We start from the raw sequence: 13920 nt of genomic DNA on the forward strand, positions 1-13920 counted from the left end.
AACCTTGCACATCGTTCCGAGGGCGCGACCACCACTGTTGTCACGGGTCTCCGTCCTGGGAACAACAGGAGGCCAGTCACGTGTTGCGAGCACGACTGAGGTGAGGGCTCCACTCCCGATTCCAAAGGAGTGTGACCAATGTGAGCCTGCCACGCTGCCCGCTCGGCGGGAAGGTGAAGTTCCCAAGCGAGGATGTAGCTCGCAAATGGCTAGCGAAACAGCCATTGCTCGAAAATACGCCCCCAGCCGATCGCATCTATCTATGCCCCCACTGCCGATATTGGCACGTCACGGGATCGCACCGTTGGACGAGTCGGGCCATTCTGGAGCGACGCAATTATGGGCGGCGAGCGATCAATCCCGTGCGAAAGAAACAAAGGTCCGGCTGAGTATGCGGCAGCCGTTCTCCACTCGCCCGGGCACTTCTGGGAGACGACCCTGAGGATGGGCATCGCCAGGAGAGTTTCGCCGGACAACGGCCACCGACGCCTTCCTTCGCAGGCGATCGTCTCCCACAAGACCATGCTCCGGACAACGGTGGGTGCACCGAAGGCGGTAGATCAGCCCATGGACCCGGAGACCTCAGTCGGCTTCGCGGACCCCTCCACCTCCGGCCGCCGACGCCCCGGTCCGACCTCCGCGTTCTTCCTGCGCAGTGGACGGGACTTTCCCCCAGGCCAGGTCGTTGACGCTCTCGGCGCTCCGGCAAGGGAGTTCGTCGCGTGGTGTGGCGGTGAAAATCGGCTACTCCCTCTTGCGGAGCAAGTCGGCCTGGGGCCGTCGGACGAGTTGTCTGTGCATGGTGCCGAGGTCGATCTCGCCGAGATGGCGGACGACCTCTCCGCGGTGACGGTCGGGTTGTGCCATGCGTCGTGACCAGCGGTAGGCCCCGGTGGACACCCTGCCGTCCGCGCGGGTAACGGTGATCCGCGCGTCGATGACCCGTACCTTGACCGTGCCGATCGCCCCGGTACGAGCGGTCGGCGAGCCGGAGGAGCACGGGTGCGCCGGTTGTTCCGAAGCCGCCGCCCCAGGACCCTGCCGTCCGTGCGGTGACCGCGCTGAGGAAGTCGTTGCCGTCGAAACCTCGTCCCACAGCACCACCATGTCCGGCGTCACGAGGTGCAAGCAGGTGCCGGGCATAGCCGGTCTCGGCTTTGGCTGTGAGGCCGAACACCGCTCCGAGCACGGCCCGGGTCCCGCTCTCAGAGGGCAGAGGACAGGGCAAGTTGTCTTGGTCGACTGCCCGTACCAACGGGACCCCGTTGCCTCCCTCTCCCCCTGTTGAAGACCCGCCGCCCGCCCCTTGCAGGAACGCCCGAGAACGTCGTGGACCCGGACGGGGTTGTGGTCGTCGCGCACGGACAAGCAGGACGCGGCCCCAACTTGGAAGAAGAGCTACGGCCACCACCCGCTCATGGGGTTCGTCGACCACGGCCGGGAACAGGAGAACCCGTCGCCACTTTCCTCCGCCCCGGCAACGCGGGCTCGAACACGGCCGCCGACCACATCAGCGCCGCCCGCCTCGCCCTCGCTCAACTGCCCAGGACGTACCGGCGGGGACGGCAGACGCTGATCCGCTGCGACTCCGGCGGAGGCACCCCTGAGTTCGTGGCCTGGCTCTCCCAGCGCGGACGCTGGCTGTCCTACTCGGTTGGCCGGCCGTCGAGTCGAACGGCGAGGTTCGTGACGGCGCATGGGCCGCCAACTCACCGGCGATGTCTTGGAGGGATGGCCGGATGGGATGCGGTTGATCGCCCGCTGGGAACGGCTGCATCCCGGCACCCAGTTGAGGATCACGGACGCGGACGGCATGCGGATCACCAGCTTCGCCACCAACACCCTCGGCCGGCCGATCGCCGAACTCGATCTTTGTCACTGGCTGCTACCCGCGCGGAGGACCGCATCCGGGCCGCGCGTTCGACCGGCCTGCGGAACCTTCCCCTGCACGACACCGCGCAGAACAGGGTCTGGCTGGAGATCGTCCAGATCGCCCTCGACCTGCTGGCCGGGATGCCCATGATCGGCCGGACCCGGCTCCGGGAACCGCGCCGCCTGCGGTTCCGCCTGTTCTCCGCGGCCGGCCAGCTCGTCGCCACCGGCCGACGCCGCATCCTCCGCCTCGCCCACCACTGGCCCTGGACCCCTGAGATCACCACTGCCCTGGAACGGCTCGCACTCCTGCCGAACCCCGGCTGAGCAGCAATTCACCGGCCCCTACAAGAAGAGCACCCAGTCCGGAGCAGTGGAACCCGGCGTTCACCCGAGACGACACCCGGGCCCTCGGCCATGCCCGCCCTTGGCCACCGATCCCGTCGGCGGCCCACCACGAAAGATCGAGGTAGCGACAAATGATTCATCTGACAAATAGCCCATTCGGCTCAATACTCCGAGAAGGGATGATGCGAATAGCCGCAGAGCCGAATAAGTGAATTCGGCCGCTGAATTGATTGCGGTGCATTACTGCTGGTATAACCACAAATGACCAAGCGAGGCAGTCAGCTGCAGCGCATGATGAAAGGAAGCAAAATGTCTGCCATTAACTTTGAGGAGCTCAACAAGCTCGCTGGCGAGCTCCTGCCCGAGCGGGCCGTGCTCTCCGCCTTCGGCGGAGGTTACGGCGGCGGCCACGACGGCGGTTACGGCGGCCACGATGGCGGCCACGACGGCGGCCACGATGGCGGCCACGACCGAGGCCACGGCGGCGGCCACGGCGGCGTCACTGTCGTGTCGAGCTGCGCGGTCCAGAGCACCTCCCCGGCGCTCGTCCTGGGCCTGCCGGTTGGCACGCAGCAGATCACGCAGATCTGCACCCCGTCGACGGTGACCCACTGAGGTAATCCTTTGGTGACAAGGTCACCATAGGTCGGGGAAGGGCTGACGATCTCGTCGGCGCTTCCCCGACTTTCGTGCGGGGCTTGGTGAGGCGCGTTTCCGATACGCCGTGAACGGACTCTGCGGGCCGGCCCGCTCAAGGATATGCCGTTCCCCCGGTTCGGCCGGACCTTGTGTGTAACCAGGAGAACCCACGCTCGTTCGTCCGGATGAAGGCTCTGTGCCCTCGCACCGGCCGCATCACTCCTCTCACCTCCTGGAGAGCGCCATCAGCCCGCGAGCGTTGTCAGTTGCGACAGAAGATCCCCCTCCCTCCGCCCTGGCGGTCCCCACCTTGACCGAAGGGTCGGAACTGGTCGGCGAGTTCGAAGGCTCCGGGTACCGCGTGCAGCCCCACCTGGTGCGCCGCTTCGACGGACAGGTAGTACGCCTGCCCGAATTGCTGTACCTGCTGGCCAAACTCGTCCACATCCAGCAGCAGTCGGCCTCGGCTCCGCGGAACGCTCAGCAGTACCTCTCCCGCCTGGCGGAAGCGTTGAGCCACGAAACCGACCGCGAATTCGGGCCGGACCACGTTGTCTTCCTCATCGACAACAAACTGGCGCCGTTGGGAGTCACCACCTACAGCGACGGCTCACCCCCGGAAATCCCGAAGGCCAGCCCCTTTCTGTCGCTGCGGTGCCGGGTAGCCGTTTTCTCCGAGGCATCCTCCTGGAGCATCAGCGGCTTCTTCATGTGGCTGTACCAGCCCTTCGTGATGCTCCTGGCCGTCAGCGTCTTCGTATTCTTCGAATCCCTGCTGTTCAGCGGCAATTACGTGGCCAGCGCCATGCAACAGGCTCTGGTAACCCCCACCAGCATCCTGCTGGTCGTCCTTCTGGCCCTGGTCTCCTCGGCCTTTCACGAGATCGGCCACGCCTCGGCGTGCCGCTACAGCGGAGCACGCCCCGGTGCCATGGGGTGCGGCATCTACCTGGTGTGGCCCGCTTTCTACACCGACGTCACCGACTCGTACCGGCTAGGTCGCACAGGCCGCCTGCGGGTCGACCTCGGAGGCGTCTACTTCAACGCGCTGTTCGTCATCGGTCTCGCCCTGACATACCTCGGAACCGGATGGCACGTCCTGCTGGTCGCGATTTTGGCCATCAACCTGGAAATCGTGCAACAGCTCATCCCGTCACTCCGGTTCGACGGGTACTACATCATTTCCGACCTGGTCGGCATCCCCGACCTGTTCAAGTACATCAGGCCGATCCTGAAACGGGCTCTCCTGCGACAGCCGGCCGACGAACTGCTTCAAGCTCTCAAGCGCTGGCCCCAGATCGTGGTCACCGCCTGGGTACTGGTGGTCATCCCCGCACTGGCAGTCCAGCTGAGCATCCTGATCATCCGGCTCCCCGAACTCCTCGAGACGGGATGGAACACGGCCAAAACTTTGGTCGAAAACGCCACCGCATCCGGCAATCCAATGGTGGGAATCATTTCCGCCGCCGTCCAGATCCTGTTGCTGCTCCTCCCGTTGGCCGGAGCCGTCCTCATCCTTGTACAACTGGCTCGGGCGTTCATCCGCTTCCTCTACCGGCGCCTGGTCGCCGTCACCGAACACAAACAGGACCGCCGCACGCCGTACCGCAGATGGGGCGGCTCAGCCCTGCTCATCCTCTCACTCACCGGCCTGGGAACCGACTCCAGCACACCGGCGGGCGCATGCCGCAAGTGCGCCGCCGCCTCACGCCACAGCCGGATCCGATTCGCCGTCTGCGACCCACTCTGTCCCGCCGCCGGCATCAGACCGGCCTTCCACCGGCGCACCTGCTTCCCCGCCTACGACAGGGTCGGTCAAATGAACGGTGTAACTGGGAATGTCTAGGTTACTGGCGGGCTGCTGAGAGGCGGCCGTCGAAGGTGATGTCGAAGGCGTTCAGGGCGGTCTTCCAGGCGGCGTACGCGTCGCATACGTGGCGCGCGGTCTGGCTGGTGTAGGGGGTGGTCGTGAACGCGGCCGCCACCTGGGCGCGGGGCAGGCGGCACACGGCGCAGTGCCTCGACCGCTTCGGCGTTCTGCCGCACCGGCTGGCGGGCCTCCTGCTTCCACTGCGCCCATTCCGCCTTGGTGGTCCGGGCCAGCCTGCGCACCTGGGTCCTCGCCCCGCGTACGACATGGCAGGCGCGGTGCCTGGCCGCCGACTTCGGCGAGGGGATGGACGCGAAGACTGCGTGGGGGATGGCCCGCCTCGCCCGCCATCCCGACGGGCACGGCTACGCCATGGCCCACCTGGACGACGAACGCCGCGCTGCCGACTGAAGGGCAGAGCGGCGTTGAGACGCCGGCCTGCGGCTCGCTCGGCTCCGGCCGCCCACCGTGCTCTGCGGCCGAGGCCGTGCCGGTGTCGTGTGCGGCGCGGTCGCGCTCGTTCAACCAGAGGGCGTTCCCGAGGTAGTACATGGCGACCACGCCGGCGCCGACTGAACGCGCCCCTTGCGCGCGGTAAAGGAAACCGGCCGAGGGGCGTACTCCGTATATTCACTCTCTTGGCAGCCGCCCTACCCGTACCGGCTTCGTACAAAGAAATGAGGCTGCCGACACCTCGGAAAAGGGAGATGCCGACAGCCGTCACTCAGACGAACTCACGGGCGCGGTTCAGCTGCCGGTGGCGCCGTTGCCCGACCGCGGGAAAAGGGGCCGTGCCACCGTCACCGGTGGTACGGCCCCTTTCGCGTGCTCCCCGTACTCCTCCCATACGTACGGTCAGGGCCAGGGTCAGACGGGCCAGCAGGGGCGGGCCATCACAGCCTTCCACTCGCGGTCGGGGCCGCCCGGCAGGGTGCGGCCCTGAGCGGCCCAGGCGGCGGCGAGCTCCCGGTAGATGGGCGGCTCGGCGGCGGGCGCGGGCGGCGGGACGCTCTCGCTGCGGCTGGCGGGGATGAACGCCTGTCGGTGCCAGGTGCGTTCGGGCTCCGGCATGTCTCTCACCTCGGATTCGCGGGAGGGGTCCTTGACACCCATACCGTGCGGCGCGCCCGTTCACGGCCCCGATGGGCCATTCGGGCCATTCGGGCCATCAATCATCACGGGCAGCAATCGCTGCCGTTTTCGTCTGTTGATGATCCTGCTGGCTTATTCCGTGCCGGGCGGGGCTGGCGGCGTCAGCAGCAGGTCGAGCGCCTTCTCCTCTATCCCGTGCTTGAGAGGAGATGGCTCTGGTCTACGGCCGGGACGGGTTCACGCTGCTGGAGGCGGTGCACGCCTCTGATGCCCCGGCGTGGCTGCGCGAACTCCCAGCGGCGCAGGTCCTGCGCACGATGTGGGTGCAGAACTACCACCGCACCGTGACCGAGGCCGGAGCGGCGGTGAAGCGGCGGGAGAGCAGAGACCTCCCGCCCGGCAGACTGCGGCTGGCTTCTCCGTACGACACCGACGCGCGCTACGGTCTGAAGCAGGGCTCTTGGTGGACCGGCTACAAGATCCACATCAGTGAGTCCTGCGACGACGCCGATGACCAGGACACGGCTACCGACGGCCAGGCTCTGATCCCCGGAGCAGACGGACCGCCGCACTTGATCACCAGCATCGCGACCACCGACGCCACGGTGACCGACGCGGAAATGACCGAAGCGGTCCATCACATGCTCGCTGCCCGCGATCTCCTGCCCGCCGAGCACTTCCTCGATTCCGGTTACGCCTCCGCCGAGTTGATCGTAGGCATGAAGAAGAACTTCGGGGTCACCCTGGTCACCCCGGTCCTGATGAACAGCTCACCCCAGGCACGCGCCGGCGCCGGTTTCGACCGCACCGCGTTCACCATCGACTGGGACAAGCGGCAGGCCACCTGCCCACGCGGGGACACCAGCACCTGGTGGAGCCCAGCCACCCTGCGCGGCACCAGGGCCATCGTCATCAAGTTCGACAAGGAGACATGCCGCCCCTGCCCGGTGCGCGACCAGTGCACCCGCTCGAAGACCGGCGGCCGGACCCTCTCCCTGCAACCCCGCGAGCTGCGAGAAGTCCTCGACCACGCCCGCCTCCAGCAGAGCGACGAGCAGTGGCGAGCCAAGTACGGAACCCGCGCGGGCATCGAGGACACCATCCACCAGGCCGTCGCGGTCACCGGGATGAGACGTGCCCGCTACCTCGGTCTCCAGAAGACCCACCTGGAACACGTCTTCTCCGCCGCCGCACTCAACCTCATTCGCCTCGATGCCTGGTGGAACGGCCACCCGCTCGACCGCACCCGCGTCAGCCACCTGGCCCGCCTCGACCTCTCACTCACCGCGTGACCGTGACAGCCCTCGCGGGCGATATTCCGAGAGGGAATCGACCTGGGTGTTCGCCGCTACTCGATGACTGCCGTCGCCCTCCCGGTCTTCTCGGGGTGGCGCTTTGGGGCGAATGTCCCTGTGTACTTCTGGCCCTTCTCGACTTGCACGTCCCGCTTGTTGTAGCCGTAGTGCAGCAATGCGAACCGGTAGGTGCCCTCGGACGTACACGGCACCAAGGACAGAAAACCGTGCAGGGCATTACCCGAGACGTCCACGTCCAAGTAGTCGTTGGGTACAGGGCACGTACCGCTCCAGTGGCTGTACGCGTCGGCCGGGCTGGGAGTGCCGCTCATCCCGTCGAAGTGGAGCGTCCACTCCGCTGCCTCCGCCTTGCCGCTGACGGGCGCTGCCTGCGCTGTCGCCGGAATGCCAGCGAGGACAGCAACAGCCGCCATACCGGCCAGAGCGCGTGCCGTGCGCTTCATGAGGAAACCGCCTTCCAGCCCCGGACCACCCGAGGCACTTGGACAAAGATCCCCACATAGCGCGTTCCCGGATCCCGAAGCGGTTGCAGTTCACCCACGACGGGCCGCCCATTCGGCCCGGCTCCCCGCTCGGCAAGGGGCTACCCACCGGTCTGGCGGCTGGTGACGATCCTGCTGGCTCATTCGGTCACGCGGTGAGTGGCCGCTGCCAGTGCACCGAGGGCTCGACCCAGGCCAAGAAGGACGAGCCGCTCTCGCACGTCCTCAGCAACATCCCGGTCCTGTCCGGCAACGGCGCGACCGACAGCTGAGCCACTCCCCCGGCTCCGCCCTCGCGGAACCGGCTCCGGGCGCATCGGGCTGCCGGCGCCTCCCCCACGGGGCGGCGCCGGCAGCCCGGTTTTTTACGCTCTTCCGCGCGGTTTCCCCGCACCGGAGTCGTCCCGTTTGCCGTACTGGCTCGTTGGTCTTCGTGAGATGAGCACAAGGAGGCACTCATGACCGCGACCGCCCCGACGACGCCCCCGTCCCGGATGCGCAACCCCGCCGTGGTGCTGCCCGAGGCGATGCGGCCGCTGCTCGCCGTGTTCGAGGCCGCGAAGAGCGGCGGGGTGCCCCAGGCGACGCTGGAGCTGGTGCATCTGCGGGCGAGCCAGATCAACGGGTGCTCGTACTGCGTCCACGGCGGCGTGCTCAGCGCCAAGAAGGCCGGGGAGAGCGACGAGCGGCTGCACGCGGTGGCCGCCTGGCGCGAGGCGCGCTGTTTCACCGGTGCCGAACGCTCGGCCCTGGCGCTGGCCGAGGCGGCGACCCGGCTGAACGACCGCGCCGACCCGGTGCCGGACGCCATCTGGGACGAGGCCGCGCGCCACTACGACGAGCGTCAGCTCGCCTCCCTGACCCTGATGATCGCCCTGACGAACCTCTTCAACCGGCTCAACGCGACGACGCGGCAGCCGGCCGGGGCGAGCTGGTGAGCGTCGTACCCACGTAGGACCGGGACCTGTGGGAGCGCTGTCTCAGAGCGGCAGCGTTATCCCGAGTTCGCGCATCGCCGAGGACGGCGGCCCGCCCTCCGAGCGCTCCGTCTTGCGGCCCTTGCTGCCCGGGGCGAGCGTGCGCGGGTCGATGGCCTCGGCGGGGGCGCCCGTCGCGTACAGCCCGTCGGGCTCGCTGTCGCGGTCGTGCGGCAGCACCCAGAAGACGCGGCGGCGCCAGGTGCCCGAGGATGGCGACGCCTTGGCCTTGGGGCCCAGCAGCGCGTAGCCGACCATGCGCCCGTCGCGGTGGTAGGCGGGCTTGCTGCGGCGCGTCGGCAGCCGGTCCAGGCTCTGGCGTACGTAGTCGAGACCGGAGATGTCCTCCAGCCAGACCAGCTCGGTCTCGTGGCTGATCTCGTCGTCGGTGATCAGGGAACTCATGCCCTCTCCTCGTCGGCGAGCAGTCCGATGCCCGGGTAGTACTTCCGCGAATTGGACAAGATCATCTCCTTGGGCGAGGCCAGCCCGACCAGTTCGCGTGCGCGCGCGGCGAACGCGCGGGAGGTGATGACGGGTGCCCCCTCATTCTGACACCAGGCCCGGTACGCGGCGTAGAGGCGGGTCTGCTCCGCCCGGTGATCGGGGTGCAGGGCGCAGGTCTCCTCGAAGAAGCGTCCGGTGTGGTCCTCGGTCTCCGCGTACACGGTCGTGGCGATCCGTACCCGCTCGGGGCCTGTGAGGTCCTTGTCGCCGCCCAGATAGCGGCGGGCGCCCTCGATCAGCCAGTTCAGGATGCCCGGGCCCTCCTCGGTGACCAGGACGTCCGCCAGGTTGTCGATCTTGCGTTCGTCGGAGACGACGCGTTCGAAGGGAATCAGCCGCATACGGCGCCAGAACGCGAAGCCGCCGGTGCCGACCTCGGGGCGGTGGTTGCCCAGCAGCCAGAGCTTGTGGGTGGGCTGGAAGCTGAAGAAGTCCTGGCGCATCCGGCGGGCCTTGATGCGGTCGCCGCCGGTGAGCAGCTTGACGCGGGCCTCGTCGAACTTGTCGCCGGGCTTGACCTCGGAGCAGACGATGACGCGCCGCCCGTGCAGCTCGGCGAGGTCGGTGGGGTGGCCCTCGAAGGGCCGGGCCATCAGGAACCCGGGGGGGCCCGCGTCCGCGTAGTCGCCGAGCAGTTTCATCACCACATCCAGCAGGACCGATTTGCCGTTCTTGCCCGATCCGAAGAGGAACGGCATGATCTGCCCGCCGACGTCCCCGGTGATCGAGTAGCCGAGCAGCAGATGCAGGAAGCCGATCATCTCGGCGGACTCCGGGTCCTCGCCGAACGTGTCCGTCAGGAACCGGTTCCAGCGGGGCGTGGGCATCTGCCGGGGCCCGGTCGAGGTCGAGCGGGAGTGGAAGTCCTTGTTCGGGTCCGGGGTGCGCAGCAGGCCGGTGCGCAGGTCGACGATCCCGGCGGGCGTGCACAGGGCGTACGGGTCGGCGTCGAGCAGCGCCGCGTTGAGCACCATGCCGGGCGCCGAACGGGCCTGCGCGAGCATCGCGTTCATCCCGGCCGTCGACAGGGCCCGGCGGCGGTGCTGCTGGAGCGCCTGGATCGTGTACAGGCCGCGCGGGTCGCTGTCGGCGATGTTCTCGGCCAGGTCGCCGGCCGCCCACATCACCGTGTCGTCCTCGTCGAGCTGCCAGCGGGTGGTGTCCCAGCGGTACCAGCCCAGGCCCGGCACATGCCGGTAGTCGTCCGCGAACAGCCTCACGAACAGCTTGGCGTTGCCCCGGTCGGTCAGGGTGTCGGGCAGCAGCCCGGCGTGGGTGGCCTGAGTGGCCCCCGTACGGCTCTCAGCGCCGCTCTGGGAGGGCAGCGTGGGTCCGCCGGGCGCGGGGGCCTGGGAGTGCGCCAGGATCTGTGAGGCGACCGTCTGCGGGTCGAAGTCGAACAGCACGTCGTCGTTGCGGCCTTGGCCGGAGGCGGTCACGGGCGGCTCCGGAGCTGAAGGGGGTGGCGCGAGCCGGCGGCCATGCCGCTGCGGACGATCGGGGCGGCCCTGCGGTCCTGCCCGGGGCGGGCGAACTCGGCCGCCTCCAGCAGCACCCGCTCGGCGTCGGCCTCGCCCAGGTACCCGGCGGCCACCAGCCCGCCCACGGTGTACGCGGCCCGGTTCAGCTTGTCCGTGAAGCCCGCGCCCTCCGGCACCGAGGCGCAGTCGGCGACCTCGGCCAGGGCGGAGGCCAGGACCCCGGCGGCCCGGTCGCGGCCGCCGCCCGCCGCGATGACGGCCCGTCGGGCGGGGGAAGGACCCGGCTGGGGCTTGGCGGCGGGGACGCTCTGGGAGCGCAGATGCCCGGTACGGGACAGCTCCCCGGCGAGCCAGGCGGGCAGCAGGGAAGGCTCCTTGGCCCCTTCCAGGGGCGTGTAGGCCCCGGCGGGGGTCACGGTGCCCGGGGCCACGATGTAGCCGCCGTGCGCCCGTACGTCGACCTGCCAGGCCAGCGAGGCGCCGCCGCCCTGCCCGACCGAGGAGTGCCAGCGGCGGCCGTCCTCGGGGGCCCGGTACCAGACGTGGAGCCCGCCGGAGGGCGTACGCACGCGCAGGGTCGAGGTGTCGTCCGCGGGGCTGTTGTGGCCGCGCAGGGCCGCGAGGACACCCAGGGAGTGGAAGCCGTTGGTCAGGCCGGTGAGATCGACCTGGTCCGGGATGGGGATGCCCGGCAGGATGCGGTCGCGGCCCGGCAGCGGCTGGGGGTGGTCGTCGATGTCGATGACGACGAGGCGGGCGGCGCCGCAGGCCACGCCCACGCCGAGGTCGGGGTTGCGGCCCCACCAGCGCTCAATGAGGGCGGGGTCGACGGTGGCCGCGTGGAAGCCGTGGCACCAGCGGCCCTTGGGCAGGCACTGGCACCTGCTGCGGTTGTGCCCGGGCTGGCTGCAGTGCCTGCAGTTGGCGGCCGGTGTCTTGCGGCCAGGTGCCAGCGGGTGCACGGGCCAGTCCCTGGAGGCACACCAGCGGGCGATGGACAGCGACCGAGCGACCGAAAGCGCAGCGACTGAACGAGCGGGAGCCGACTGCTCTGAGTCGCTGCGAGAAAACCGCAGCTCAGCAGTCATGTGGTTCCCCTACTCAGCGACTGAAGCGACTCAACGACGAACATAGGTTAGCGAAGCTTGTAGCCGGTGGGGCGCAGGCCCACGGAAAAGCCCCCCGCCGTGTCGATGATGGGACAGTCAGCGACTCACCCGACGGGAGCGACTGAACCCCAGCGACTGAGTCTCGTTCAGTCGCTGTGCTGAGTGCTGCCCAAAACTGCAGGTCAGACGGTTGTGGAAGATCATCCAGCGACTAAGAGCGACTCTAGCCCCCTACTTATAGACCGCACGCGCACATGAGAGAAAACGCAATATCTCCAACTAATACTGGAGCCAGAGTCGCTTCAGTCGCTGATTGTCCGATGAAACATCATCTGACCTGCGTTTTTGGCGCAGCGACTGAACAGCGACCGAACTTTTCCCGGTCGCTCGCTCCAGTCGCTGCCCGCCTGGAGGCCCCGGGGCCCGTCACCCTCGCCGCCCGAATCAGCGACTGAACGCGCGCGGAGCGACTGAACGGCAGCGACTGAAGCACTCTCCCGCCCGCTGGTCGTAGCGACTGAAGCGACCGAGCGCCGCACCTGCTCCCCCGACTGGTCCGGGACACGCCAAGAGGTCCGGGCCTCAGTCGCTTCGGTCGCTTCAGTCGCTACGACCACCGCAACCCCGGCCGGTCTCCGCGCTGCTGGGCCTTCTTTTTTGCCTTCCTTGACCTTCAGTCGCTCCGGTCGCTCCGGTCGCTGGGCGCGGCGACTGAAGCGAGACGTTCCTGCCAGGCCTCGCGCACCCCGCGCCACTCCTCCCCGCAGCGACCGGCCCGCTCGGCGGTGAGCAGCCCCTTGCCGCGCAGGCCTGCGTTACGGACGGGGTCGGCGCCGTAGAGGTAGCAGAGGTGGTTGGTGGCGCGGACGAGGTCCGAGGAGTGCTCGTCCCGGCCCCCTTCGTCCGCTGGGCCCGTACCCGCGTCCCCGGCCGCCGACAGCTCGTACTCCCGGGCCGCCACCCGCAGCTGCCGCTCCCCCGCCGGGCCCCCGCGGATCAGCATCAGGGCCGCGAACTGGTCGGCCGCGTCCTCCTCCGCCCGGTCGCCGAGGTCCAGGCCGAGGATGTCGGCGAGGGCGTGCCCGGCCTCGTGGAAGAACGTTTCCGCCAGCACGGCGGCGACCTCGGAGTCGGCCGGCCGTACGCCCGCGCCCTCGAACAGCTCCCGCTCCTGCGCCACGTCGTCGTAACAGATCTCGATCCGCCGCGCCCCGGGGTCGTAGGCCGAGCCCTCTCCCCCGCAGGAGCGGCCTACCACCGCCACTGCCTGGCCGAGCCGTTCGGAGGAGACGAAGGCGTTGAGGTCGCCGGAGGCCTGCTCCAGGACTCTGCGCCCGCGCAGGAAGGGGGCGTTGGCCTTGTCGGGGGCGGAGGGGGGCTCGTAGCGGACGGAGAAGCCCGTACGGGGCGCGGGGCGGCCCTTGCCGTCCCCGGGCGCGTCCGAGGCGGCTGAGGGCCCGCAGGCGGCCGCGCTGAGCGTCAGTAGGGCGCAGGCGAACCCCGCGTTCAGCCGGGCACGGGCACGGGCGTACAGGACCGTTCCACTTCTGCCACTCCCCCACCTGCGCATAGGCGCATTGAAGCTGCTGACGAAACGTTTCGTCAGCAGCTCGGGGAATCCGGGCCGACTTTCGGGCGACCGTCCGCGCCGGGACATGGGGGCGGGACGGGCGCCGGGCACGCCGGCGCTGGGCACGGGAGGCGTGCCGAGACTCGGCAGCGTCCGGGCATCCCGGCTCGGATACCCGGCCCCGCGCGATGCCCGGCAGAACCCGACGACAGGCCCTGCACTGCCGGTTCTGGCATGCGCGCGGATGGCAGTCCCCCGTGACAGCGGACGTACGGACCGAAGCCGCCCCAGGCCGCGGGCGGCTCCGATCGGCCGGGCTCAGCATGCAACAGAGAAGACCGCGTTTTCTCCCGATGATTTTTCTGCCTAAAACCCGTGGGGGCAGTGGACGCAACCCCGCTCCTCCAACGCGGGAGGGGCTGCAATATGGCCGGGCCGCCTTCTGCCTTCAGGGGCGCGGGGAACTGTGCGCCCGGCCCCCACCGGCTCGCAGACAAAACCGGCTCGCAGACGAACAGGGGCCTGGGGGCGCCCCCCCGTCGACACTGTCACCCGCCCGCCGTCACCCGCCCGCCGTCACCCGCCCGCCGTCACCCGCCCGCCGTCACCCGCCCGCCGTCACCCGCCCGCCGTCACCCGCCCGCCGTCACCCGCCCG

The 13920-nt window shown here is 69.1% G+C and carries 12 protein-coding genes and 2 pseudogenes; 7 read left to right on the forward strand and 7 right to left on the reverse strand.

Going from position 1 to position 13920, the window contains the following annotated elements; genetic code table 11:
- Window positions 1-1326: 1326 nt before the first annotated feature.
- The 3 genes and pseudogenes from ACFWA7_RS17205 to ACFWA7_RS17215 form a co-directional block, all read left to right on the forward strand.
- Window positions 1327-2199 (forward strand): annotated as a pseudogene (locus ACFWA7_RS17205) (transposase); the annotation flags it as partial.
- A gap of 330 nt (window positions 2200-2529) precedes the next feature.
- Window positions 2530-2835, forward strand: coding sequence for a hypothetical protein (locus ACFWA7_RS17210; RefSeq protein WP_385549427.1), 306 nt, complete (start codon window positions 2530-2532; stop codon window positions 2833-2835).
- 334 nt (window positions 2836-3169) lie between these two features.
- The gene (locus ACFWA7_RS17215; protein ID WP_385549424.1) at window positions 3170-4705 is read left to right on the forward strand and encodes a hypothetical protein; all 1536 of its coding nucleotides are present in this window, start codon (window positions 3170-3172) and stop codon (window positions 4703-4705) included.
- Between the two features lies 1 nt (window position 4706).
- Here the strand turns inward: ACFWA7_RS17215 and ACFWA7_RS17220 are convergent, their stop codons facing one another.
- The gene (locus ACFWA7_RS17220) at window positions 4707-4868 is read right to left on the reverse strand and encodes a hypothetical protein (protein ID WP_385549421.1); all 162 of its coding nucleotides are present in this window, start codon (window positions 4866-4868) and stop codon (window positions 4707-4709) included.
- 77 nt (window positions 4869-4945) lie between these two features.
- On the opposite strand from ACFWA7_RS17220, the gene ACFWA7_RS17225 reads away from it, so the two are divergent.
- Window positions 4946-5140, forward strand: coding sequence for a hypothetical protein (locus ACFWA7_RS17225; protein WP_385823665.1), 195 nt, complete (start codon window positions 4946-4948; stop codon window positions 5138-5140).
- A gap of 456 nt (window positions 5141-5596) precedes the next feature.
- Here the strand turns inward: ACFWA7_RS17225 and ACFWA7_RS17230 are convergent, their stop codons facing one another.
- The gene (locus ACFWA7_RS17230) at window positions 5597-5800 is read right to left on the reverse strand and encodes a hypothetical protein (protein ID WP_385549415.1); all 204 of its coding nucleotides are present in this window, start codon (window positions 5798-5800) and stop codon (window positions 5597-5599) included.
- A gap of 230 nt (window positions 5801-6030) precedes the next feature.
- On the opposite strand from ACFWA7_RS17230, the gene ACFWA7_RS17235 reads away from it, so the two are divergent.
- Window positions 6031-7113, forward strand: a complete 1083-nt coding sequence (locus ACFWA7_RS17235; RefSeq protein WP_385823667.1) for a transposase — start codon at window positions 6031-6033, stop codon at window positions 7111-7113.
- A 56-nt stretch (window positions 7114-7169) separates the two neighbouring features.
- Here the strand turns inward: ACFWA7_RS17235 and ACFWA7_RS17240 are convergent, their stop codons facing one another.
- The gene (locus ACFWA7_RS17240; protein WP_385823669.1) at window positions 7170-7580 is read right to left on the reverse strand and encodes a hypothetical protein; all 411 of its coding nucleotides are present in this window, start codon (window positions 7578-7580) and stop codon (window positions 7170-7172) included.
- Between the two features lie 209 nt (window positions 7581-7789).
- On the opposite strand from ACFWA7_RS17240, the pseudogene ACFWA7_RS17245 reads away from it, so the two are divergent.
- Window positions 7790-7891 (forward strand): annotated as a pseudogene (locus ACFWA7_RS17245) (RdlA protein); the annotation flags it as partial.
- A 186-nt stretch (window positions 7892-8077) separates the two neighbouring features.
- The gene (locus ACFWA7_RS17250; protein WP_385543563.1) at window positions 8078-8557 is read left to right on the forward strand and encodes a carboxymuconolactone decarboxylase family protein; all 480 of its coding nucleotides are present in this window, start codon (window positions 8078-8080) and stop codon (window positions 8555-8557) included.
- 42 nt (window positions 8558-8599) lie between these two features.
- On the opposite strand, the gene ACFWA7_RS17255 is transcribed toward ACFWA7_RS17250, so the two are convergent.
- The 4 genes from ACFWA7_RS17255 to ACFWA7_RS17270 all read right to left on the reverse strand — a co-directional run bounded on the left by ACFWA7_RS17255 (window position 8600) and on the right by ACFWA7_RS17270 (window position 13263).
- Window positions 8600-9001: a DUF6009 family protein gene (locus ACFWA7_RS17255; RefSeq protein WP_101392907.1), complete on the reverse strand. Its 402-nt coding sequence runs from the start codon at window positions 8999-9001 to the stop codon at window positions 8600-8602.
- A complete protein-coding gene (locus ACFWA7_RS17260) occupies window positions 8998-10542 on the reverse strand; it encodes a phage/plasmid primase, P4 family (protein ID WP_385543560.1) in 1545 nt (514 codons plus the stop codon). The genes ACFWA7_RS17255 and ACFWA7_RS17260 overlap by 4 nt, the downstream gene beginning before the upstream one ends.
- Window positions 10539-11546, reverse strand: coding sequence for a bifunctional DNA primase/polymerase (locus ACFWA7_RS17265; protein ID WP_385823671.1), 1008 nt, complete (start codon window positions 11544-11546; stop codon window positions 10539-10541). The genes ACFWA7_RS17260 and ACFWA7_RS17265 overlap by 4 nt, the downstream gene beginning before the upstream one ends.
- Before the next feature lie 820 nt (window positions 11547-12366).
- The gene (locus ACFWA7_RS17270) at window positions 12367-13263 is read right to left on the reverse strand and encodes a DUF4344 domain-containing metallopeptidase (RefSeq protein ID WP_385823673.1); all 897 of its coding nucleotides are present in this window, start codon (window positions 13261-13263) and stop codon (window positions 12367-12369) included.
- Window positions 13264-13920 lie beyond the last annotated feature (657 nt).

The organism is Streptomyces sp. NPDC059994, from assembly GCF_042737755.1.
Lineage (GTDB): Bacteria > Actinomycetota > Actinomycetes > Streptomycetales > Streptomycetaceae > Streptomyces.